Here is a 20,309-nt window from a genome sequence, read left to right as displayed (position 1 = left end):
CGGCCCGGGCGACTACACTGGGCCCCACGCTCAACACCGGCCCTCCCCATGACGCACGATCCAGCCACCCCTCCGGCATCGGAAGTCAGCGACGTCAACCAGCGCTTCTACGACCAGCTATGGGCGGACAGCCGGCTGGTGCGCCCCGAACGCTTCAACACCTGGGACCTGGTTTCCGGCCTGGCCCGGAGTCACGACCGGCGACTCGAGGTCGGCCCCGGCATGCGCCCGCGACTGCCCATCGAGAACACCCACTTCGTCGACATCAGCCCGCCGGCGCTGGACACCCTCGCCGCCGAGGGCGGCATCACCCATACCGCACCGGTCTCCGAGCTGCCGCACGCCGACGACAGCTTCGGTCTGGTGAGCGCCCTGGACATCATCGAGCACGTGGAGGACGACGAGGCGGCACTGGCGGAGATCAGCCGGGTGGCCGAACCCGGCGCACAGGTCCTGCTCTCCACCCCGCTCCACCCCGAATACTGGACGCCGTTCGACGACATCGTCGGCCACTATCGCCGCTATGAACCCGACCGCCTCATGGACCTGCTCGACCACCACGGGCTGGAGGTGGAACAAAGCGCGATCTTCGGCATGAAACCCCGCTCTTCGCGGCTGAACGACCTGGGCATGTGGTTCCTCGAGCGCCACCGGCCCGTGGCCATGAAGGTCTATAACCGCTTTCTCATGCCCCTGGGCCTGCGCCTGCAGAAACCGCTGAAACTCCATTCCGGCATGGTCGCCACCGACGGCGTCGAAGAAGTCTTCCTGGTCTGCCGGCAACGTTGATGAGACCCGCGCCCCAGCCGCGTACTTTTCAAGGCACGGGTGTTCCGGCCAGACTGTAGCCCTGTCCACCCCGCAAGGCCCCTCCCATGCGAATGCATCACTGCGCGCGCCCGCTGCTCCTCGTCGCCATCATCCTGCCGCTGGCCAGTGGCTGCGCGGCCGTCAGCGTGGCCAGCTCGGCCACCAGCGCCGCCGTCAGCGTCACCACCGGCACCGTCAAGGCCACCGGCAGCACCGCCGCCGCCCTGGGGCGCACCATCACCCCCAGCGGCGAGGAAGACGCGGAGGAAGACTAGGCCAGGGCCGGGCCACGGCACGGGGCAGGTTCCACCGCGCCGGGCCCATTGCCTGAGAGTTCAGACCGTTCCTCGAAGGGTCTCTCGCAGCATGGACATGGGCTGTGGCCGTCCAAACAGATAGCCCTGGGCATAGTCACAGCCCAGATCGCGGAGCATATCGGCCTGCTCCTGCGTTTCGACGCCCTCGGCCAGGACCGTGATCTTCATGGAACGGGCCATGCCCACTACAGCGGTCACGATGTCCCGATCCACCGCCCCCTCGACCAGATTCGTGACCATGGATCGATCCAGCTTCACCTTGTGGATCGGCAAGCGCCGCATGACCGCCAGATTCGAACAGCCGGTGCCGAAATCGTCGATTGCAACGCGGGCCCCTTCGGCCCCGAGCCACTCCAGAACTCGGTACATTTCCTCCGGGCAGCGCGATAATGCGGTTTCGGTCACCTCCAGCTCGATACGATCCAGCCCCACCTGATGCGATGCCGCGATGCCCTGGAGGACGCTCGCCAGATCCTGGTCGCCATTTGCCGGTGGGTGCACCTGGAGAGGCGAGACGTTCACGGCGAAGCGCAGATCCCCGCCGTCGGGCAACAAGGACTCACCGGAAAGCCCGGCCACCTCCCGCATGGCCAGGTCGAATATGTACGTGCCGAGATCATCGATCAAGCCCGACTGTTCCGCCAGACGCACGAAGACATCCGGACGCACCCGGGAGCCGTCGCCGCGAACCCAGCGAGCCAGAGCCTCCAGCCCCACCAACCGGCCGGTTGCCAGCGCCACCTGCGGCTGCCACTCCAGCGTGATGTCTCCGTTCTCCAGGGCCGCTCGCAGATCGTCCAGCATCTGCACACGTTCGACGAACTGGTCATAGCCCGAGGCCGAAAAGAAGCGGTAACCCGCACGCTGTTCGGCCTTGGCCTCGTAAAGGGCATTGTCGGCGGCCATCAGCAGGCTCTCGCCCGTATCTCCGTCGGCGGGAAATCGACTGATTCCGGCTGAGCCCGAGGTCCGCACCTCGTCGTGGCCCCCCAGGGAAAAGGGCCGGTTGAGCGCCGAAAGCACCCGCTCCATGACGACACTCGCGGATTCTCCGTCACCGCAGTCAGGCAGCAGCAGCGCGAACTCGTCCCCGCCAAAGCGCGCCACCGTATCCACTTCGCGTACCGCCCCCTGCAACGTGTCCGCGACCTGCTTCAGGAGCTCATCTCCGGCCGCGTGCCCGCGCGTGTCGTTCACCTCTTTAAAGCCGTTGAGATCAACGAAGGCCACTGCCAGTCCCTTGCCTTCGCGCCGCGCATCGCGCATCGCCTGTTCCAGCCGGTCCATGAAAAGCTGACGGTTCGGCAGACCGGTCAGCGCATCGTGATAGGCGAAATAATGCAGCCGCTGGCGCATCTCTTCATGTTTGGTGGCGTCCGAAAACACCCCGACGTAATAGTGGATCTCTCCGTCGTCACCGCGGATGACGTTGATGTGCAGCCATTCCGGATACACCTCGCCGTTCTTCCGGCGGTTCCAGATCTCGCCTTCCCAGGCATCTGTCTTATTCAGCGCCTTCCACATACCGGCGTAGAAACCGGCGTCCTGAGCACCGGAATGTAACAAGGCGGGGGTCTCGCCAAGGGCTTCCTGACGAGACCAGCCCGTGGTTCGCTCGAAGGCCGGATTGACCTGGACGATGCGCTGCTGCGCATCGGTGACCATGATCCCCTCGCTGGTTGCCTCGAACACGGCCGTCGAGATCCGCCGCTGTTCCAGTTCCTCGCGATAATCCGCGAGCAGGCGCTCGAGTTCATCCCTTTGCTGCGCCTCGCGGCGGAGCAGGCCATCGGCGATCGACAGGCGTGACACCACGCCCAGGAAGTCGCCCCCTGTGTCCGCCACCGGCAGGAAATCGACCGCACGCCGATCCATCTCCTGCAGCGCCTCTCTCAACGAGAGGTCATGTGCCAGCGCGGGCTCCGGCCGCTGCACCACAAGAAGATCGGCGAAGATCCGCTTGGGGAACAGGGCTGCGGCACGTGGGGTCACCAGCCCCTGGTACTGCCCCGTCTCGTCGATCACCACGAACACGGGATGGTCACCCTGTCGGGCGATCTCGTCGTAGCACGCAAATGCATCGACCCGCAGTGCACCCGCATCCAGGCAGTCCGAAAGTGCCAGCCCCTCCATGCGCTACTGCTCCCGTTCCAGGTCCAGGTCCACCTCGACCTGAAGGTCGAGCTGAATGATTTCTTCCGCCCCCATCAAGGGCTTGATCTCGGTGAGCACGAAATCTCGGACCTGATCTTCGGAAATCTTCCGCAGGATCGCACTGCGCACGAGGATGTCACCGATAACCTCGTCATCGGTCTCCACGTGCTGAACTGCCCGGACCGCCAGCAGTTCCAGCGCCCTCCCCACCGCCACGTATCCGATCGGCGACTCGCGGCCCAGTACGAGACCATCGTCAATCGGGGGAAGTACAAACTCGCGCAGACTCGCGCGTATACGGTGTCGCCGCCGATACTGGCCCGTTGTGCCCATGTCCCTTCTCCTCTCTCTCGCGGGCGGCCCTCTTCACGGCTTCATGCCTGCAGGAAGAACCCTCCGACGTCTCCGGTACCCTTTCAGACCCTGCCGCCCCCCCCGGCAGGCCTTTTCGTCATCAACCCCGTTCGTCTATCCCGCGCATGAAACGGCCTTGCCTTGCGCCATCAGCATCGGCCGTGACCCGGAATTCTGAATACCCCCCCTATTATCAGCGCATTCTACTTTATCGGAACAGGTTCCGCATTGTCCCCGAATCCGGCACCATGTCCGTCACGCTTGGTGAGGCAAGCCACTCATGATCCCGTTCTTCCGCCGCCACACCGCGACCGGCACTTTGGACGCCATCTGGATCGCGGAACGAGCCGGCGCGCCCATGACCGCCTACGACCGCATCCGGGTCGACGGAGCGGGCCTGCAGGGGGATCGCTACCGCCACGGTCGCGGGCACTGGCACACGGTCGAGGCCTGTCGCGTCACCCTGATCGGCACCGAGGAACTCGAACGGGCCGGACGCCGCGCGCGACGCCTGCGCCAGCCCGCCGAGCCTGCGCCCGGCGAACACCGTCGCAATCTGGTGGTCTCCGGCCTGGGACGCAGCCCGCGGGAGGGCGAGCTGCGGATCGGCGAAACGCGCTTCATGATTGAACGGCCCCGGCCACCCTGCGGCTGGCTCAACCAGGTCGTTGGCTACAACCTTGCGGCCGCCCTGCGCCACGACAGCGGCATCTGCCTGCGTCCAATGGAGGGTGGGATCCTGCAGGTCGGTGATCCCGTGGAGTGGCACGCGGTCGCGCGGGACGGTCCCGGCGAGCCATGACATGACCACGAGGGGCCGGACTCAGAGCGGCCGCCACGCCTCGTAGCCGCAGCTCATGCAGTGGTAGAGCGCCTCGTAGTGCCCTGCTCGCGTCGCGCTCTCGCGGATGGTGCCCTCCTGAAACGTGAACCCGCGCAGGGTGCAGCGGGGACATTTCTCGATCGGGTCGCGCGGGGGCCGCGGCTCCTCGGGCTTGCGCGCGGCCCCGGCGCCGTCCTGTTCCTCTGCGGCGTCGAGCGCCTGATTCAGCTCGCGGGTCAGTTCCGTCACGAGCTGCCGGGCCGCCGCGGGGTCATCGCGGGTCAGCGCCTCCAGGCGCGAGAGCTGGTCGCGGACGTTGCGCAGTCGGGCTGCCAGTTCGGACATGCGGGTCTCCTGAGCCTCCGTTTCTGCACGATACCCGGGTTCGAACCCGGTCCGCCACAGGACAGCGGAATCGACACGTCCTCGTGGTTGAGACTTGAATGGCCAGCTGGGTTCGGGAAAGGATATGGTCATGAAGCCGCTGCTGGTCATAAAAACAGGCACCAAGATCCCGTCCCTTGCGGATTATCCGGGGGACTATGACCACTGGATCGCGCAAGCGATGGGCTGGCCGCTACAAAACACGATGTCAGTCGACGTGCAGTCCGGCGCCCCTCTGCCTGAACCGGGCGCCGTGGCTGGAGTGGCCATCACGGGCTCCGGATCCATGGTCACCGAAGAGCTAACCTGGATGGTCCGTACGGCAGCATGGCTGAAAGACACCGTCGATCAGGGAGTATCGGTACTGGGCATCTGTTTCGGGCACCAGTTGCTGGCCTGGTCCCTGGGCGGCGAAGTGGGCTACAACCCCCGCGGTATCGAAGTCGGAACCACCTCGATCACCCTTGACGACGCGGCTTCGACCGATCCGGTGTTCCGTGGTTTACCCCGTCGATTCCCGGCCCAGGTCAGCCACAGCCAGTCCGTCCTCACCCTGCCTCCGGGGGCGGTACGACTGGGCTGGAGTGACATGGATGAGCATCAGGGTTTCCGATTTGGCGAACATGCGTGGGGGCTGCAGTTCCATCCGGAGTTTGATCAGGAAATCGTCCCACATTACGTGGAGTACTACCGGCAAGAACTGACCCGGCAGCAGCTCGGGGCGGATGCTCTCCTGCAAGATGTGACTGCGACACCCGAGAGCGTCCGCGTACTGCAGCAATTCGGACAACGGGTGGCCGGACGAGAGCAGAAACAGCAGCTGACGGCCGACGACTGAGCAGCGTGCCCGACGGCAAGAACGGGGCCTCCCGCGTGCCGCAAATTGCGCGCAGGGGCTTGCATCAACGGACCCGGATCCCCATAATTCGCCTCTCAGTCGAGGCGCCCGTAGCTCAGCTGGATAGAGTACCTGGCTACGAACCAGGCGGTCGGAGGTTCGAATCCTCCCGGGCGCGCCATGATTTCGAGAAAGGGATCAGTGACTTACGGTCGCTGGTCCCTTTTTCATTCGGGGCCTTTCAACCGTCTGTGACCACGCTGCGACCGTTGTGTGACCGGTCTCGATCGGCATCTTCCTGCCTCCTCCGAATTTGGCCGCCTGGCATCGTCCGGTTCGAGCCCTGCCGCCCGCGCACAGGCCTGACACGCGATGACCCGACCAGCCATCCCGCATGAATGCCTGCAACATGTCGTGGAGGGTCTGCCCTGATTCGGCCATCGGACCATACGACCGGCGATCAGGGCCCGACAAGTGCCAGGCGCCTTTGCAGCTCGAGGGCGTTTTCGGATGCAACCCGGCGAAACGTGGAACTGATGCGGGGGTCATCCGCCAAGGTTTGCCAGTACCGAATCGCGGCGTGACAAGTGTTGACCCACACGCCATGTTCACGGGGCAAGGGCAGGTCGGGCTCGAACCTCACGCGTGGCAGTTCACCACCCGGGAGCGGCGCGTACGCCATCGGGAGCATGTCGTAGATCGGGCACAGGAGAAGCCGGCCCTCCTCCGGGCGAAAGGCGAGGTTGCCCAGATGCATGTCGCTATTGGCAATCAGTCGGCCGAACCAGGTGATGTGACGGATGGCTGCAACCGCCTCCGGCGCCAGCAGACGCTTGTCCGCGAGTCCCTGGGCGAGGGCGTCCCATGCCGAAGGCGCATGGCCGAGCAAGGCCGCGTTCACGGTCTCCAGCGTCACGACCGCGCTGCGGCCGAACAGTCCGTGGCGGTCGAAGCGCTCGATCTCCAGGAACGTGCGGCCCTGATGCCGGAGGATTCGGCTGGGCGGACTCTGCACACCGGGCAGCCCCGCGACCGCCTCCAGTGCCAGATGCTCCGCCACCAGCAGATCCGACCAGCGTTGCACGGTCACGGACTCGTCCGCACCCGAAAACTTCACGATGACGTGCGGACTACGACTGCCCTGCAAGTCTCGAAGGGCGGTGAACTTCGGGAACTCACCCGCGGCACTGGAACCCGCAAGGCCCAGTGAGATGGCCTCCTCCGCCGCCTTCACATACATCGCTTCGATTTCATGCGCCCCGAGAATCGGAGGGGGGTCCAGGCGGGCCTTCTGCCAGCCCTTGAATGCGGCATCACCAACAACCAGGTTGCCCGGGAGATCGGACCCCATACGACTCAGAACCCAGAGGATATCGTCGTCACTCCAGGCATCGGGATTGGATGACACCGCGAGGGTGTCCTGCAGGCCATGCGCCAGCTGGCGCCCGAGGTAGCCCTGGGGGCGCATATCGTACAAAGGGTATGGCAGACCGGCCCACCATCCTTCGGGGGTCTCGTCGTCATCCTCCAAAGGCCAATCCGAGCCACCGAAGTCGGCATGGCAGCCCTGCGGCTGCACGGGCGAGATCTCCGTGAGCTCGTCCGGCTGGCCGGCTTCATCAATCACACGGATGGGGATGGGCGCGAAGTCGCCTCGCAGCGCTCTGCGCAGAGCGTAGCGAGTGCGCCGGGCCCGCCCGGCCGCAAGGACGGGCTCGGTCGTCTCCTGCAGCAGGCGATGAAGGGTGGGGACCGACAGCCCCAGTTCGCGGGCAAGATCAGCTGCGCGCGCCGGGGCGAGCCTCGCAAGCGCCAGGCCGAGCCGCTGATGCGCTGCCTCTCGCTTGCTCCTCATCCGACCCCACCTATTGAAATGATTATTGAGAAGATCCTAACCCATCAAAGGGCTGATATGCATCGCTTCCACAGCCTTTGGAGGTGTGCACTGAAACAATTCTTTGACCGAAACGGGGCTCAACCAGGCCAACTCTCGGCCGGACAGGTTTGTGACACGATTTGTGACCAAGGCGGGGCGACACCATCCCGGAGTTCAAGACTCAACCCCGGGAACGCACCATGACCGACTCCCCCGCCCTGAAGAAGTAAGTTGTGAGACACAAGATCGAGACGCTGCACGAAGACGGCCGAGGCCGATCCGGGCCATCGGGAAGGAACCCGGAGGCTCGCGCAACACCGTGTGCAAGTACCCGCGGACCGAGGATAGTGTGAGTGGCTGGGCAGAGACGCATCGGCGGTGGTATCAGCGGCTCGACGGCAAGGCGTTCACGGACCGCTTCGACTCGGGGGCGCATCTGAAAGACACCCTCCGGGACTACCAGCGCCTGTACAACCATCCGATCGGGCAAAAGGCGCCGGGGCATCGAACACCGGTGGGGTCGTCCGAACGGGCACCGGGTAATATTGCAGAGCCTCGTGGTTCACCCGTTGCGCGTAATCTATGAATTCAGGCCCCCAAGCTGTGGGACCGTTCCGGGACACCTGCGGGACAGTGGTCGTTCCCGCCCTCACGTCCACCTCCGAGACCGTCTCAAGTCCCGGCGTAGCTGGCCGCTAACAGGTTGAGGGAGGCCGTATCTCCTCCCCCGAGGAATCGAAATGCTGTCCGGAAATCTGTTCTCCGATCTTGCGCTGCTGCAACGGATCACTCCCCAGTCCAATACCGCCCAGTCCAGTAGCGCGCCACCCGCGTCGGGGCTGCCCCCGGCGGGCTCAAGCTATTCGCTGAACAACGGCAACATCCAGGGCTCGATGGCGGTGGTGGATGGCCAGCGGGTGCATTACGAAGAACGCGTGAAGCTCTTTGGCGGAAGCCAGCAACTGACCCTGACCGACCGCCAGGGAAACGAGGTGTCCGTCCACACTCAACATCATCACCGCGTCGATATCCGGGCCTGACAGCCTGTGCCCCGATCCGGCAGGCAGGCGCTTCACGGTGGGCAAGTCGCCACGTCACCCCCCGCGCGGCACCGGCCGGTACGGCTGGCTGCGAATCCGGTCGTGTTCGTGCATGCGGTAGTGCACGAAGTCGTCCACCGCCTCGAAGTGCATGAACGGGTTGCCCTCTTCTTCCTCGGCCAGCGTCGATTCGGGCTTTTCCGCGTAGTTGTGGCCGGGATGGATGCAGGTGTGCTCCGGCAGGCCCTCGCGCAGGCCCTTCAGGGTGTGGAACATCTGCTCGGGGTCGCCGCCGTGCAGATCGCAACGGCCGCAGCCGAACACGAACAGGGTATCCCCGGTAATCAGGTCGTCGCCGGCCGGCATGTGGAAGCAGGTCGAGCCCGGGGTATGACCGGGGGTGTGCAGCATGCGGATCTCGGTGTCGCCGAGCATGAAGCGGTCGCCACCGTGGTGCAGCTGCGGCTGTTCCAGGTCACGGCCCCAGAACTCCGCCTCGGGCTTGAGCAGGTGCAGACGCGCCGAGGGGTTGTATTCGAGGATCGCCTCGATGCCATTGATGTGGTCGTGATGGCTGTGGGTCAGCAGGATGTCGCTGATCTCCACGTCCTGTTCCCGCGCCTGGCGCAGGATCGCGTCCGGGTCCCAGGCCGGATCCACCACGGCAGCGCGCCGGCTGCCCACATCTTCGATCAGGTAGACGAAGTTCTCCATGGGACCGAGTTCCTGGCGATGGATCCGATAGGGAAGCGCACTGGACTGGGGCATTGGCTGTCTCCGTGGTGATGTCCGTGGTAATGCTGTCGCGATTCCGGCCCGGAACGCGGGCCGGCTACCATGAGGAAGTAAACCTACATCCTGTGGAATCCCGAAACGTCATGCAAAGTTCCGCGCCCGAAGCCGAAAACCCCGAACAGCACTGGCAGGCCCGTTATGACGCGGGCTCGACCCGCTGGGACCGGGGCGAACCCAGCCCTTCTCTGGAGCGCTGGCTGGCGCTCACCGATCTCGCGCCCGGCGCCCATGTGCTGGTGCCGGGCTGCGGCTATGGCCACGAGGTGCCGGCGCTGGCCGAACGCGGCTTCCGGGTAACCGGCCTGGACGTGGCCCCCACGCCGGTCGAGCACCTGCGGGCGGAGCTGGAGCGCCGGGGCCTGCAGGCACACGCGGCGGCCGTACAGGTCGACATGCTCGACTGGATGCCGGAGGCACCCGCGGACGCCATCTACGAACAGACCTCGCTGTGTGCCCTGCCGCCCGCGCAGTGGGAGGCGTACGCCGAGCGCCTGCGGCGCTGGCTGCGCCCGGGTGGCGAGCTGTTCGCCTGTTTCATGCAGACCGGGCGCGAAGGCGGGCCGCCCTATCATTGCGCCCTGCCCGACATGCAGGCACTGTTTCCCGAGGAGCACTGGATCTGGCGCGACGACGCCGGGGCCACGGAGCATTTCAACGGCAAGCATGAAATCCTGCGTCGGCTGATCCGGCGCTGATACGGGCCGCCCGACGGCCGGGAGGTGACCATGTTCCTGCAGCCACCCAGTGGCCTCGACCGCACCCGCGCGGTGCTTCTGGATCTCTCCGGTGTCCTGTATGTCGGGGACAAGGCGCTGCCCGGGGCGGCCGATGCCCTCCGGCGCCTGCACACCGCCGGCTACCCGGTGCGCTACGTCACCAATACCACGCGGCATTCCCGATCCCGCATCGTGCGGGAGATGGCCGCGCTGGGCTTCAGCATCCAGCCGGAGCACCTGGCCACCGCGCCCGCGGCCATTCACGCCCGCCTGCAGGCCGAAGGGCGGCGGCCGCTCCTGCTGCTGAATCCGGATCTCGCGCCGGAGTTCGCGGACCTGCCGACGGAAGATCCCGACGTCGTGGTCATGGGCGACATGGGCGAGGCCTTCGACTATGCCCATCTCAACGGCGCGTTCCGGGTGCTGATGCACGGGGCACCCCTGTGGGTCATGGGACTGAACCGGTATTTCCGCGAAGGGGACGGTCTGTCGCTGGATCTGGGCCCGTTCGTGCGCGCGCTGGAATTCGCCGCCGACGTCACCGCGGAAAACTTCGGCAAGCCGGACCCGCGGCTGTTCCACGCCGCCGTCGCCGATCTGGGACTGCAACCGGAAGAAGTCCTGATGGTGGGGGATGACGTGACCGCCGATGTCGACGGTGCACTGGAGGCGGGCATGGCCGCCTGCCTGGTACAGACGGGCAAGTACCAGCCCGGCGACGAGAACCTGTGCGGTCACCCCGGTGCGGGACTGGCGGGCGATCTGGCGGATGTCGTGGACGGCCTGCTGGATCCCGCCTGCCATCCCGAGCGGGAACGCCCCTGAATGAGGACCGCCCCGACGGACTTCCGGGGGGAGAAGACCGACGGGGCGGATAGGGTACCGGACCACGAACCCGGCACGACCCGCCAGAGCGGGCCGCACCGTTGATCGTGATCAGGCGGCGTCGTTACGGAAGATGAAGTGGTGCCGGGCGCCGCGACGCTCGTCCTGCTGCCGCGCCACCTTCTGCACTTCCGGACGGTTGGCGAACTGCGCCAGGGTGATGCCGTCGAGGAAGTCGTACAGCTGCTGGCTCAGCTCGTCCCACAGCTCGTGGGTCAGGCAGCGGTCACCTTCCTGGCAGTCCTTGTGGCCCTTGCAGCGGGTCACGTCCACCGATTCGTCCACCGCCGTGATGATGTTCGCCACGCTGATCTGATCGGCCCGTTTGGCCAGACGATAGCCACCGCCGGGGCCGCGAACGCCTTCCACCAGCCCGGCCTTGCGCAGCTTCGCAAACAGCTGCTCCAGATAGGACAGGGAGATCCCCTGGCACTGGGAAATGTCGGCGAGGGTCACCGGACCGATCCGGTCGTGAATCGCCAGGTCCATCATTGCTGTCACCGCATAGCGGCCCTTGGTCGAGAGTTTCATGTCTTTCGCCTCCGAAATCGTGGTCGGTATGTCGCCTTGTTCCTTTTCCCAGTCCTTATGGCAACAGATTCCGTTCCTAGTTCCCGACAACCATGGTCAGGAATAATTCCGCTATCCTAACAAGCGTTTTGACAGATTTCACGCTTTTCTAACGGTTGTACGCATTAGGATATTCGGGAACGGTCAAAGTTCCAACAATCGCGGGGATTTTTTTCCCTGGCGGTATCGGGGCTATAGGCCCGGACGGACTACGACCCCGCCCGGGCCTCCGGCAGGATCAGCACCGGCGTGCCGACCGGGAGACGGGGGAACAGCTCGATGACCTCGTCATTGCGCATGCGCACGCAACCATGCGAGGCCGGCTGGCCGATACGCCCCTCTTCGTCGGTACCATGGATGTAGATGTAACGCTGCAGCGAGTCGATGCCCTCGCCACGGTTCACGCCATCTTCCAGACCTTCCAGCCACAGGATCCGCGAGGTGATGTTGTCACGCGGACTGCGTTCATCGGGGCCGGTGAGGATCTCGGCCGTCTGCCCGGTATTGCCCCGGGCGCGGAAGATGGTGCCCTTCGGGGCGCCCTCGCCGAAGCGCTCGGCGATGCGATGCAGACCCGGCGGGGTCTTGAGGCTCCCGTCCTCGTTACCCACGCCGTTCTCGGCGGTGGACACCTCGAAGATATCGGTCACCCGGCCGCCCTCCCACACGTAGAGGCGCTGCTGGTCCACGCGGACCACGACCACCGGCAGATCGGCGGAGGCCCGCGCCCGTTCACGGGCGTCGGCCACCACCGGTTCGATCCATTCGAGCGAGGGCAAGGTCACGTCGCCTACTTCTTGTTGGCCAGGTCGAGTACTTCGCCCGCGACCGGGGTGTTTTTCACGCCGTCGGCGCGGGCCGCGGCCAGCTGGTCCAGATAGCCATCCGGCAACTCGGTCACGTATTCGCCGGTGAATACCGAGCAGTCGAATTCGTCGATCGCGCGGTTACCGCGCCACACCGCTGCCTTCAGGTCTTCCAGGTCCTGATAGATCAGCCGATCCGCCGCGATCGCCTCGCACACCTCGTCCTCGTCGCGCCCGTGGGCGATCAGCTCGTGTGCAGCCGGCATGTCGATCCCGTAGACATTGGGATAGCGCACCGGCGGCGCGGCGGAGGCGAAATACACCTTCTTCGCCCCCGCCTCGCGCGCCATCAGGACGATCTCGCGCGAGGTGGTCCCGCGCACGATGGAATCGTCCACCAGCATCACGTTCTTGCCCCGAAACTCCAGCGAGATCGCATTGAGCTTCTGCCGTACCGACTTCTGCCGCTTGGTCTGCCCCGGCATGATGAAAGTTCGGCCGATGTAGCGGTTCTTGATGAAGCCCTCGCGGTACTTGATATCCAGCTCGTGGGCCATCTCCAGCGCGACGGTACGACCCGTGTCGGGGATGGGCACGATCACGTCGATATCGTGATCCGGCCACTCGCGGCGGATCTTCTCGCCCAGCGCGGTGCCCATGCGCATGCGCGCGCGATGGACGAACACGTTGTCGATCACCGAATCGGGCCGGGCAAAATACACATGCTCGAACATGCAGGGCGTCAGCCGCGTATTCTCCGCGCAGGCGCGCGTGTACACCTCCCCCTCGGGCGTAACGAACAGCGCCTCGCCGGGGGCCAGGTCACGCTCCAGCTCGAAGCCCAGCGACTCCAGCGCCGCGCTCTCGGAGGCCGCCATCCACTCCCGTCCCTCACCGTCTTCGGCCTCGCGCGAGCCGTAGACCAGCGGCCGGATCCCCTGCGGGTCGCGGAACGCCAGCATCCCGCGGCCGGCGATCATGGCCACCACGCCGTACGCCCCGCGCGCCCGCTGGTGCACCCGTTCCACCGCATCGAAGACAGAGTCCGGCGTCAGGCCGTTGTCGATGAACCGGAGCAGCTCCTGGGCGAAGACGTTGAGCAGGATTTCGGAGTCGGAATCGGTATTGATGTGGCGCCGATCGGTCGCGAACAGCTCGTGCTTGAGTTCCCCGGCATTGGTCAGGTTGCCGTTGTGCCCCAGCGTGATGCCGAACGGCGAATTCACGTAGAACGGCTGGGCCTCGGCCGAAGACGAGGAACCGGCGGTGGGATAACGCACATGGCCGATCCCCATGTTGCCGGTCAGCGTCTGCATGTGATGATTGTTGAACACATCGCGCACCAGCCCGTTGTCCTTGCGCAGATGCAGCCGCCCGTCATCGTCGCAGGTCACGATGCCCGCGGCGTCCTGGCCACGGTGCTGCAGCACCAGCAGGGCATCATAAATGGGCTGATTGACCGGGGAACGGCCAACGATTCCGACAACTCCGCACATACTGACTCCAGGGGGTTCGGGATGGCCCTTGCGTGACCGGGCCGGATCGGTGATTCGTTTCGACGGGTGATGATTACGGATGACGTCCTATTGCGGCGCATCCGGCGGTTCGGCGTCCGGTTCGGCCCCGGACTCGAACGGGAACGGGGCCTCCCCACCGGCGCCCGCGTCCGTCTCGCCGCCGGACACCAGACCCTCCAGATGTTCCTGCCAGTCTTCCGGGAGCAGTCCCAGCATCCAGTCGACCACGCGCTCGAAATGCGGGATGAGCATGCTGCGCTCCCACCAGCCCTCCTCCGGCATCAGGGTCAGCGAGGCGAGGAACACCAGCATGGCCACCAGCACCACCCCGCGCAGAGCACCAAAGATGACGCCCAGGGAACGGTCGGTCCCGGTGAGCCCGGTTCCCTTCACCAGCTTGCCCGCCAGCACGCCCAGCAGGCCGCCCACGATCAGCACGGCAATGAACAGCACGGCGAAACCGATCGCCAGACGAATGGTCTCGTCCGGGACCGCATCCGGCAGGACCACGGCCACGTCGGCGGCAAAGCGGATGCCCACCCATATGCCCACGATCCACGTCGCCAGCGAGAAGGTCTCGCGCACGAATCCGCGGAACAGGCTGATGACTCCTGATACGGCGATCAGGGCAATAATGACAAGGTCGATCCAGTTCACGGTGTCAGTCTATCGCAGGCTTGCTGGAACACGTACATCGATGCGTGGCGGCCTTCAGGGGAAGGTCACCACGATCCCGGACAAATCCCGTTCTTCTTCCAGGTCCTCGCGCAGTCGGATCGCCGCTTCGCGATCGGCCCGAGGCCCGACCTTGACCCGGTAGACGGTCTCGCCGTCCACCGTCACGTCCTCGACAAACGCCGCCAGTCCGGCATCCCGCAGGGCCCGTTCCTGTTCGCGCGCATTATCCCCGTCACGGTAACTGCCGACCTGGACCGCCCATCCACTGGTGACCTCCTGCGTCGGTTCCCCCTCGCGCCGCAGCGGTTCCGGCCCCTGCGCCGCCTCGGTTTCGGGACTGGCCACAGAGTCGTCCGCGGCCATGTCATCTTCGTCATCTTCCGCGTCAAGGTCCGATGGCAGTCTCCGCGCCTCCGCAACGCGCGACGTATCCATGCCGGGCGTTTCCATCTCGTCCTCCGGTGCTTCATCGCGCATGCGCGTGTCACGTTCCGATGGCAACGGCACGTCCGGCTCGGCGAACTGCGGTGCCTCGGGGACCGGGTCTTCCGCATCCGTCATGTACTGGTAGCCCGCCCCGTCGAACAACCATGGCAGGAAGATCACCGCGAGCGCGATCAGGATCACCGCGCCGACCAGGCGATAACGCACAACCGGCTCGTCGCTCACGGTGACACCTCGCCCGTGCATACCCGCTCCACCGGGCGCGTCGCCGTGGCTGCCGCCTCGGCCAGGAACGCGGGCCCTTCGGTCGCGGCGGCAGCCACGGTGTGGAACGACCCGAACACCACCACGCGGCCCGACGCCCCGGCTAGCTCCCGCGCCCGATCCAGCCCCTGCGCCACGCTCGCCGCAGGGGCTTCAACCCGGCCGACACCGGCTGCAGCCAGCTCCGCGGCGATGTCAGCCGCCGGCAACGCGCGCGGAAGATCCAGGGACAGCGGCACCCAGTGGTCGACCACCTCGTCCAGGGCCGCCCACATCGCGGCACGCTCCTTGTCGGCCATCACCGCCACGGCGGCGACCACCGGACCCGATACCGGTCGCGCCCGCAGCCAGCGACCCAGTTCCGCGACCGCATGCCCGTTATGGGCTACGTCGAGCAACCATTCGGGCTCGGCCCCACCCGGGCGAATCCGCTGCAGCCGACCCGGCGCCTGGCTGCACAACGCGGCCTCCACCACGGAGCCGTCCAGGCGGTATTCCAGCCCGAGACCCGCCACCACGGCCATGGCCGTGGCCAGGTTCATGCGTGCCGCGCCATCCACGGTCGCGACCGCCTCCGGCGCCAGCTCCAGCAGCGTCTCCTCGGCTTCGAAGCACCACCGCAGCGCATCTGCGCGCCCCACGGCAGGCTGCAGGTCGTAGTCCTCGCCCACCTGACGTACCGGCACGTCGAGCAGGCGAGCCCTGGCCTGCACGCTGTCGGGCGGATCCGGGTCGCCCAGCATCAGCGGGCGAGCCTCGCGCAGGATCCCCGCCTTTTCGGCCCCGATCGCATCGCGGGTGTCGCCCAGCCATTTCTGATGGTCCAGATCCACCGCGGTAATGACCGCAATGTCGGCGTCCCAGATATTGGTCGCGTCCAGCCGCCCGCCCAGGCCCACTTCCAGCACCTGCACGTCCACCGCGGCCTCGCGAAACAGCCAGCCGGCGGCAAGCGCGGCGAATTCGAAATAGGTCAGCGAGTCCTCGCCCCGCGCCCGATCCACCGCGTCAAAGGCCCGGCACAGTGCATCGTCCTCGGCCTCGCCGCCGTTGATGCGAATGCGTTCGTTGTAGCGAACCAGGTGGGGGGAGGTGAACAGACCGGTGCGCAGACCCATTGCCTGCAGCAGGGCCGCGGTACGCGTGGCCACGCTGCCCTTGCCGTTGGTCCCGGCCACCAGCACCGTACGCGGCGCATGCCGGCACAGCCCCAGGCGATCGGCCACCACCGCCGCCCGCTCCAGGGTCAGATCCATGGCGACCGGATGCAGGGTCTCCTGCCAGCTCAGCCAGTCGTCGAGACGTTCGAAGCGCACGGCCTCAGTCGGCCGGCCGGCCGCGGCTTTCGTCCGCTCCCGCGGTGGCCGGCACGGCCGTGTCCACGGAACCGGAATGGGCTTCGCGGCTTCCGGGCTCGGGATCCTCGCCCGGGGCCGGCGCGTGCATCATCATGCCCAGGATGGACGCCATGCGGGTGCGCATCTCGCGACGGTCGACAATCATGTCGATAGCGCCGTGATCCAGCAGGAATTCCGAGCGCTGAAAGCCCTCCGGCAGGGTCTCGCGCACCGTCTGCTCGATCACCCGCGGGCCGGCAAAACCGATCAGCGCCTGAGGTTCCGCCGCGTTGACATCGCCCAGCATGGCCAGACTGGCCGAAACCCCGCCCATGGTGGGATCGGTCATCACCGAGACGAACGGGATGCGCTCCTCGCGCAGGCGCGCCAGTACCGCGCTGGTCTTGGCCATCTGCAGCAGCGAGAACAGCGCCTCCTGCATGCGCGCTCCGCCCGAAGCGCTGAAGCAGACCAGCGGGATCTGTTTCTCCAGCGCCCGATCCGCACCGCGCACGAAGCGCTCGCCGACCGCCGAGCCCATGGAGCCGCCCATGAAACGAAAATCGAAGGCCGAGGCCACCAGTGGCCGGCCCAGCAGCTGCCCTTCCATCACCACCAGGGCGTCGCGCTCACCGGTGGATTTCTGCGCGGCTGCGAGGCGGTCCTTGTATTTCTTGGAATCGCGGAACTTGAGGACATCCGAGGATTCGATGTTTTCCGCAATCTCCTCGCGTCCCTGTTCGTCGAGGAAGGTCTCCAGACGCCGCCGCGCGTGCATGCGCCGGTGATGCCCGCACTTGGGGCAGACATCCAGATTGCGCTCCACCTCGGGGCGGTAGAGCGTGGCGTCACAGCCTTCGCAACGCACCCACAGACCTTCCGGGACCCCGCGCTTGTTCGCGTTGTCGGTGCGGATGCGCGAGGGCATCAACTTTTCGAACCAGCTCATGCCGACTCCGTCACGGACGCAAAACGCGCATTCTACACCGAGCCGGCGGCACTCGTGGAGCGTGCCGCATCCATCGCGCGACGCATCTCACCGAGTTTGTCCGCCGCCGCCCGGATGAAGCCCGCCGAATCCCCCGGATGGGCCTCCGCCAGACTGACCAGCGCACTGCCAACCACTACCGCGTCGGCCACCCGCGCCACGGCCGCCGCGGATTCCGCATCGCGGATCCCGAAGCCTACGCCCAGGGGCAGATCGGTGTATTGGCGGATCGCGTCGAGACGTTCATTCAGTGCCGAGGGGTCCAGACTCTGCGAACCGGTCACGCCCTTGAGCGAAACGTAGTAAACGAACCCGCGTGCCGCACGCGCCAGGTGACCGATCCGTTCGCTGGAGGTTGTCGGGGCCACCAGGAAGATCGGATCGATCCCCGCCCGGTCGAGCAGCCCGGTCACCTCGTCGCATTCCTCCGGCGGCAGGTCCACCGTCAGCAGACCGTCCAGCCCGGCCGCCGCGGCCTCGGTGGCGAAGGTCTCGAAACCCATGCGCTCGACCGGGTTCAGATAGCCCATCAGCACCACCGGGGTATCCGCGTCGCGTTCGCGGAACTGACGCACCATCTCCAGCACGTCGCGCAGCCCGGTGCCATGCTGCAGGGCCCGCTCGTGCGCGCGCTGGATCACCGGCCCGTCGGCCATCGGGTCGGAAAACGGGACCCCGAGTTCGACCAGGTCCGCGCCGGCCTCCACCAGCGCATGCATCAGGTCGACCGTGGCGCCCGGTTCCGGGTCGCCGGCGGTGATATAGGGCACCAGGGCCGCACGCCCGGCCCCACGGCATTGTTCGAAGCGTTGCTGGATGCGGCTCACAGCGTAATCCCCTCGCGGTCGGCCACGGTGGCGAGATCCTTGTCGCCACGGCCGGACAGGTTGACGATGATGCTCTGGTCCGGGCGCATGGTGGGCGCCAGATCGAGCACGTGCGCGATCGCATGGCTGGTTTCCAGCGCCGGGATGATGCCCTCGGTGCGGGTCAGTCGATGGAAGCCGGCCAGGGCCTGATCGTCGGTCACCGACACGTAGCTCGCCCGGCCGATGTCCTTCAGCCACGCATGCTCCGGCCCCACGCCGGGGTAGTCCAGCCCGGCCGAGATGGAGTGCGTGCCGATGATCTGGCCGTTGTCGTCTTCCATCAGGTAGGTGCGGTTGCCGTGCAGCACGCCGGGGCGCCCGGCGCCCAGCGGCGCGGAATGGCGCCCGGTATCCACGCCCTCGCCGCCGGCTTCCACGCCGACCATCTCCACGGACTCATCCGCAAGAAACGGATGGAACAGTCCGATGGCATTGGAACCGCCACCCACGCAGGCCACCAGAGTGTCGGGCAGGCGACCGGTCGCTTCCACGTGCTGCTCGCGAGCCTCGCGTCCGATCACCGCCTGGAAGTCGCGGACCATCGCCGGATACGGGTGCGGACCGGCGACCGTGCCGATGATGTAGAAGGTGTCGTCGACGTTGGTGACCCAGTCGCGCATCGCCTCGTTGAGGGCATCCTTCAGGGTGCGGGTCCCGGAGGTCACCGGCACCACCTCCGCGCCCAGCAGGCGCATGCGATAGACGTTGGGGGCCTGGCGGCGGGTATCTTCCTCGCCCATGTAGATTACGCACTCCAGGCCCAGGCGAGCCGCGACGGTGGCGGTGGCCACGCCGTGCTGCCCGGCCCCGGTCTCGGCGATGATGCGCTTCTTGCCGAGATGCCGCGCCAGCAGTGCCTGGCCGATGGTGTTGTTCACCTTGTGCGCGCCGGTATGGTTGAGATCCTCGCGCTTGAGGTAGATCTGCGCGCCGCCCAGCTCGCGCGACAGCCGCTCCGCGTGATAGAGCGGATTCGGCCGCCCCACGAACTGCCGCAGATCGCGATCCAGCTCGGCCAGAAATGCCGGGTCCTTCATGTAACGTTCGTACACGCCCTGCAGTTCGTCCAGCGCCCCCATCAGGGTCTCCGACACGAACCGCCCGCCATACACGCCGAAATGCCCGCGGGCATCCGGGAACGCCCCCCAGTCGATCGCTTCACTCATTCAGTGTCACCTCGTTGCGTCGCACCGCGCGCACGAAGGCGCGCATGCGTTCCGGTTCCTTGATCCCGGGTGCGGACTCCACCCCGGAACTCACGTCGACCCCCCAGGGCCGCGTTACGTTCAATGCCGTCTGTACCGACTCGGGATCCAGACCGCCGGCCAGCAGCCACGGCCGTGGCAGATCGGCCGGAATCCGCGACCAGTCGAAGCGGTGACCGGTTCCGCCGGTACGCCCGCCACCGTGGCTGTCAAGCAGGAACCCGCGTGCCTGCGGGTGCGCGTCCATCGCCCGGCGCGGATCCGCATCGCCGGCCATCGCGACCGCCTTCAGATACGGCCGGCCGAACCGCGCACAGTCCGCCGCCTCCTCGTTCCCGTGAAACTGCAGGCAGTCCAGCGGCACGACGTCCAGGACCTCCTCCACCCGCCGGGGATCCGGATCCACGAACAGACCCACGGCGCTCACCAGCGGCGGCAGCGCCGCGGCAATCCCTGCGGCCTGCTCCGCGCCCACGCAACGCCGACTGGCCGGGTGAAACACCAGGCCCACGGCATCGGCCCCGGCCTCGGCCGCCGCGCGCGCCTGTTCCGGGGTCGTGACCCCGCAGATCTTGATCCGATAACGCATTGGCCAAGCCTACCAGAACGCGCCGGATTCCCGCGGATACCCTGCCCGGG

At 66.5% G+C, this 20,309-nt stretch carries 22 protein-coding genes and 1 tRNA gene; 8 read left to right on the top strand and 15 right to left on the bottom strand.

Features of this window, described 5'->3' with window-relative positions:
* Positions 1-48: 48 nt before the first annotated feature.
* Together F787_RS0109350 and F787_RS0109345 are read left to right on the top strand one after the other, a co-directional pair.
* Complete coding sequence (locus tag F787_RS0109350) at positions 49-789, top strand: bifunctional 2-polyprenyl-6-hydroxyphenol methylase/3-demethylubiquinol 3-O-methyltransferase UbiG (protein WP_028491992.1); 741 nt, start codon at positions 49-51, stop codon at positions 787-789.
* Positions 790-881: 92 nt separating this feature from the next.
* Entirely contained in the window at positions 882-1,085 is a 204-nt protein-coding gene (locus F787_RS0109345; protein ID WP_028491991.1) for a hypothetical protein, read from the top strand.
* Between the two features lie 60 nt (positions 1,086-1,145).
* Here the strand turns inward: F787_RS0109345 and F787_RS0109340 are convergent, their stop codons facing one another.
* Together F787_RS0109340 and F787_RS0109335 are read right to left on the bottom strand one after the other, a co-directional pair.
* Positions 1,146-3,260, bottom strand: a complete 2,115-nt coding sequence (locus F787_RS0109340) for a bifunctional diguanylate cyclase/phosphodiesterase (RefSeq protein WP_028491990.1) — start codon at positions 3,258-3,260, stop codon at positions 1,146-1,148.
* A gap of 3 nt (positions 3,261-3,263) precedes the next feature.
* Positions 3,264-3,614: a hypothetical protein gene (locus F787_RS0109335; RefSeq protein ID WP_028491989.1), complete on the bottom strand. Its 351-nt coding sequence runs from the start codon at positions 3,612-3,614 to the stop codon at positions 3,264-3,266.
* Between the two features lie 301 nt (positions 3,615-3,915).
* Between F787_RS0109335 and F787_RS0109330 the strand changes: the two genes are divergently transcribed.
* A complete protein-coding gene (locus F787_RS0109330; protein WP_028491988.1) occupies positions 3,916-4,437 on the top strand; it encodes an MOSC domain-containing protein in 522 nt (173 codons plus the stop codon).
* A 21-nt stretch (positions 4,438-4,458) separates the two neighbouring features.
* Here F787_RS0109330 and F787_RS0109325 read toward each other — a convergent pair whose 3' ends face one another.
* Entirely contained in the window at positions 4,459-4,803 is a 345-nt protein-coding gene (locus tag F787_RS0109325) for a hypothetical protein (RefSeq protein WP_028491987.1), read from the bottom strand.
* A 130-nt stretch (positions 4,804-4,933) separates the two neighbouring features.
* Here F787_RS0109325 and F787_RS0109320 point away from each other — a divergent pair, with 130 nt between their 5' ends.
* The gene (locus F787_RS0109320) at positions 4,934-5,680 is read left to right on the top strand and encodes a glutamine amidotransferase (protein WP_231373425.1); all 747 of its coding nucleotides are present in this window, start codon (positions 4,934-4,936) and stop codon (positions 5,678-5,680) included.
* Between the two features lie 104 nt (positions 5,681-5,784).
* Positions 5,785-5,861: transfer RNA gene (locus F787_RS0109315), tRNA-Arg, on the top strand.
* 279 nt (positions 5,862-6,140) lie between these two features.
* On the opposite strand, the gene yjjJ is transcribed toward F787_RS0109315, so the two are convergent.
* Complete coding sequence (gene yjjJ / locus F787_RS15665) at positions 6,141-7,535, bottom strand: type II toxin-antitoxin system HipA family toxin YjjJ (protein ID WP_028491985.1); 1,395 nt, start codon at positions 7,533-7,535, stop codon at positions 6,141-6,143.
* Between the two features lie 761 nt (positions 7,536-8,296).
* Between yjjJ and F787_RS0109305 the strand changes: the two genes are divergently transcribed.
* Entirely contained in the window at positions 8,297-8,596 is a 300-nt protein-coding gene (locus tag F787_RS0109305) for a hypothetical protein (RefSeq protein WP_028491984.1), read from the top strand.
* A 54-nt stretch (positions 8,597-8,650) separates the two neighbouring features.
* Here F787_RS0109305 and F787_RS0109300 read toward each other — a convergent pair whose 3' ends face one another.
* On the bottom strand, positions 8,651-9,364 hold the full coding sequence (locus F787_RS0109300; RefSeq protein WP_028491983.1) for an MBL fold metallo-hydrolase: 714 nt from the start codon (positions 9,362-9,364) through the stop codon (positions 8,651-8,653).
* Between the two features lie 110 nt (positions 9,365-9,474).
* Here F787_RS0109300 and F787_RS0109295 point away from each other — a divergent pair, with 110 nt between their 5' ends.
* A complete protein-coding gene (locus F787_RS0109295) occupies positions 9,475-10,086 on the top strand; it encodes a methyltransferase domain-containing protein (protein WP_028491982.1) in 612 nt (203 codons plus the stop codon).
* A gap of 30 nt (positions 10,087-10,116) precedes the next feature.
* Complete coding sequence (locus tag F787_RS0109290; protein ID WP_019570842.1) at positions 10,117-10,932, top strand: TIGR01458 family HAD-type hydrolase; 816 nt, start codon at positions 10,117-10,119, stop codon at positions 10,930-10,932.
* A 111-nt stretch (positions 10,933-11,043) separates the two neighbouring features.
* Here the strand turns inward: F787_RS0109290 and iscR are convergent, their stop codons facing one another.
* The 10 genes from iscR to F787_RS0109235 form a co-directional block, all read right to left on the bottom strand.
* A complete protein-coding gene (gene iscR / locus F787_RS0109280; RefSeq protein WP_018936055.1) occupies positions 11,044-11,523 on the bottom strand; it encodes a Fe-S cluster assembly transcriptional regulator IscR in 480 nt (159 codons plus the stop codon).
* Positions 11,524-11,771: 248 nt separating this feature from the next.
* Positions 11,772-12,341, bottom strand: a complete 570-nt coding sequence (locus tag F787_RS0109275) for a L,D-transpeptidase (RefSeq protein WP_196801928.1) — start codon at positions 12,339-12,341, stop codon at positions 11,772-11,774.
* 11 nt (positions 12,342-12,352) lie between these two features.
* Complete coding sequence (gene purF / locus F787_RS0109270) at positions 12,353-13,864, bottom strand: amidophosphoribosyltransferase (protein WP_019570845.1); 1,512 nt, start codon at positions 13,862-13,864, stop codon at positions 12,353-12,355.
* Positions 13,865-13,951: 87 nt separating this feature from the next.
* Positions 13,952-14,542 carry a CvpA family protein gene (locus F787_RS0109265; RefSeq protein WP_028491980.1) on the bottom strand — a complete coding sequence of 197 codons (591 nt, stop codon included), beginning with the start codon at positions 14,540-14,542 and terminating at the stop codon, positions 13,952-13,954.
* A 54-nt stretch (positions 14,543-14,596) separates the two neighbouring features.
* The gene (locus F787_RS0109260; protein WP_019570846.1) at positions 14,597-15,253 is read right to left on the bottom strand and encodes an SPOR domain-containing protein; all 657 of its coding nucleotides are present in this window, start codon (positions 15,251-15,253) and stop codon (positions 14,597-14,599) included.
* A complete protein-coding gene (locus tag F787_RS0109255; RefSeq protein WP_028491979.1) occupies positions 15,229-16,587 on the bottom strand; it encodes a folylpolyglutamate synthase/dihydrofolate synthase family protein in 1,359 nt (452 codons plus the stop codon). The genes F787_RS0109260 and F787_RS0109255 overlap by 25 nt, the downstream gene beginning before the upstream one ends.
* Positions 16,588-16,591: 4 nt before the next feature.
* Positions 16,592-17,557 (bottom strand): acetyl-CoA carboxylase, carboxyltransferase subunit beta, encoded by a 966-nt coding sequence (accD, locus tag F787_RS0109250; protein WP_019591799.1) that lies wholly within the window; start codon positions 17,555-17,557, stop codon positions 16,592-16,594.
* Between the two features lie 32 nt (positions 17,558-17,589).
* Positions 17,590-18,423 carry a tryptophan synthase subunit alpha gene (gene trpA, locus F787_RS0109245; protein WP_018870832.1) on the bottom strand — a complete coding sequence of 278 codons (834 nt, stop codon included), beginning with the start codon at positions 18,421-18,423 and terminating at the stop codon, positions 17,590-17,592.
* A complete protein-coding gene (gene trpB, locus F787_RS0109240; RefSeq protein ID WP_018870831.1) occupies positions 18,420-19,631 on the bottom strand; it encodes a tryptophan synthase subunit beta in 1,212 nt (403 codons plus the stop codon). Before trpB ends, trpA begins: the two co-directional genes overlap by 4 nt.
* On the bottom strand, positions 19,624-20,259 hold the full coding sequence (locus F787_RS0109235) for a phosphoribosylanthranilate isomerase (protein ID WP_018870830.1): 636 nt from the start codon (positions 20,257-20,259) through the stop codon (positions 19,624-19,626). The genes trpB and F787_RS0109235 overlap by 8 nt, the downstream gene beginning before the upstream one ends.
* Positions 20,260-20,309: the final 50 nt, after the last annotated feature.

Source organism: Thioalkalivibrio sp. ALE19 (genome assembly GCF_000428605.1).
Classification (GTDB): Bacteria; Pseudomonadota; Gammaproteobacteria; order Ectothiorhodospirales; family Ectothiorhodospiraceae; genus Thioalkalivibrio.
Note: the sequence above shows the minus strand (reverse complement) of the source record. Positions and strands in the feature narration are given on the sequence as shown.

Excerpts from the sequence above, each read along its gene's own strand:
- trpB (WP_018870831.1), bottom strand. The coding sequence starts at position 19,631 with ATGAGTGAAGCGATCGACTGGGGGGCGTTCCCGGATGCCCGCGGGCAT.
- iscR (WP_018936055.1), bottom strand. The coding sequence starts at position 11,523 with ATGAAACTCTCGACCAAGGGCCGCTATGCGGTGACAGCAATGATGGAC.
- F787_RS0109325 (WP_028491987.1), bottom strand. The coding sequence starts at position 4,803 with ATGTCCGAACTGGCAGCCCGACTGCGCAACGTCCGCGACCAGCTCTCG.
- purF (WP_019570845.1), bottom strand. The coding sequence starts at position 13,864 with ATGTGCGGAGTTGTCGGAATCGTTGGCCGTTCCCCGGTCAATCAGCCC.
- F787_RS0109300 (WP_028491983.1), bottom strand. The coding sequence starts at position 9,364 with ATGCCCCAGTCCAGTGCGCTTCCCTATCGGATCCATCGCCAGGAACTC.
- F787_RS0109260 (WP_019570846.1), bottom strand. The coding sequence starts at position 15,253 with ATGCACGGGCGAGGTGTCACCGTGAGCGACGAGCCGGTTGTGCGTTAT.
- F787_RS0109305 (WP_028491984.1), top strand. The coding sequence starts at position 8,297 with ATGCTGTCCGGAAATCTGTTCTCCGATCTTGCGCTGCTGCAACGGATC.
- F787_RS0109235 (WP_018870830.1), bottom strand. The coding sequence starts at position 20,259 with ATGCGTTATCGGATCAAGATCTGCGGGGTCACGACCCCGGAACAGGCG.
- F787_RS0109335 (WP_028491989.1), bottom strand. The coding sequence starts at position 3,614 with ATGGGCACAACGGGCCAGTATCGGCGGCGACACCGTATACGCGCGAGT.
- yjjJ (WP_028491985.1), bottom strand. The coding sequence starts at position 7,535 with ATGAGGAGCAAGCGAGAGGCAGCGCATCAGCGGCTCGGCCTGGCGCTT.
- F787_RS0109340 (WP_028491990.1), bottom strand. The coding sequence starts at position 3,260 with ATGGAGGGGCTGGCACTTTCGGACTGCCTGGATGCGGGTGCACTGCGG.
- accD (WP_019591799.1), bottom strand. The coding sequence starts at position 17,557 with ATGAGCTGGTTCGAAAAGTTGATGCCCTCGCGCATCCGCACCGACAAC.
- F787_RS0109345 (WP_028491991.1), top strand. The coding sequence starts at position 882 with ATGCATCACTGCGCGCGCCCGCTGCTCCTCGTCGCCATCATCCTGCCG.
- F787_RS0109330 (WP_028491988.1), top strand. The coding sequence starts at position 3,916 with ATGATCCCGTTCTTCCGCCGCCACACCGCGACCGGCACTTTGGACGCC.
- F787_RS0109290 (WP_019570842.1), top strand. The coding sequence starts at position 10,117 with ATGTTCCTGCAGCCACCCAGTGGCCTCGACCGCACCCGCGCGGTGCTT.
- F787_RS0109350 (WP_028491992.1), top strand. The coding sequence starts at position 49 with ATGACGCACGATCCAGCCACCCCTCCGGCATCGGAAGTCAGCGACGTC.
- F787_RS0109320 (WP_231373425.1), top strand. The coding sequence starts at position 4,934 with ATGAAGCCGCTGCTGGTCATAAAAACAGGCACCAAGATCCCGTCCCTT.
- F787_RS0109295 (WP_028491982.1), top strand. The coding sequence starts at position 9,475 with ATGCAAAGTTCCGCGCCCGAAGCCGAAAACCCCGAACAGCACTGGCAG.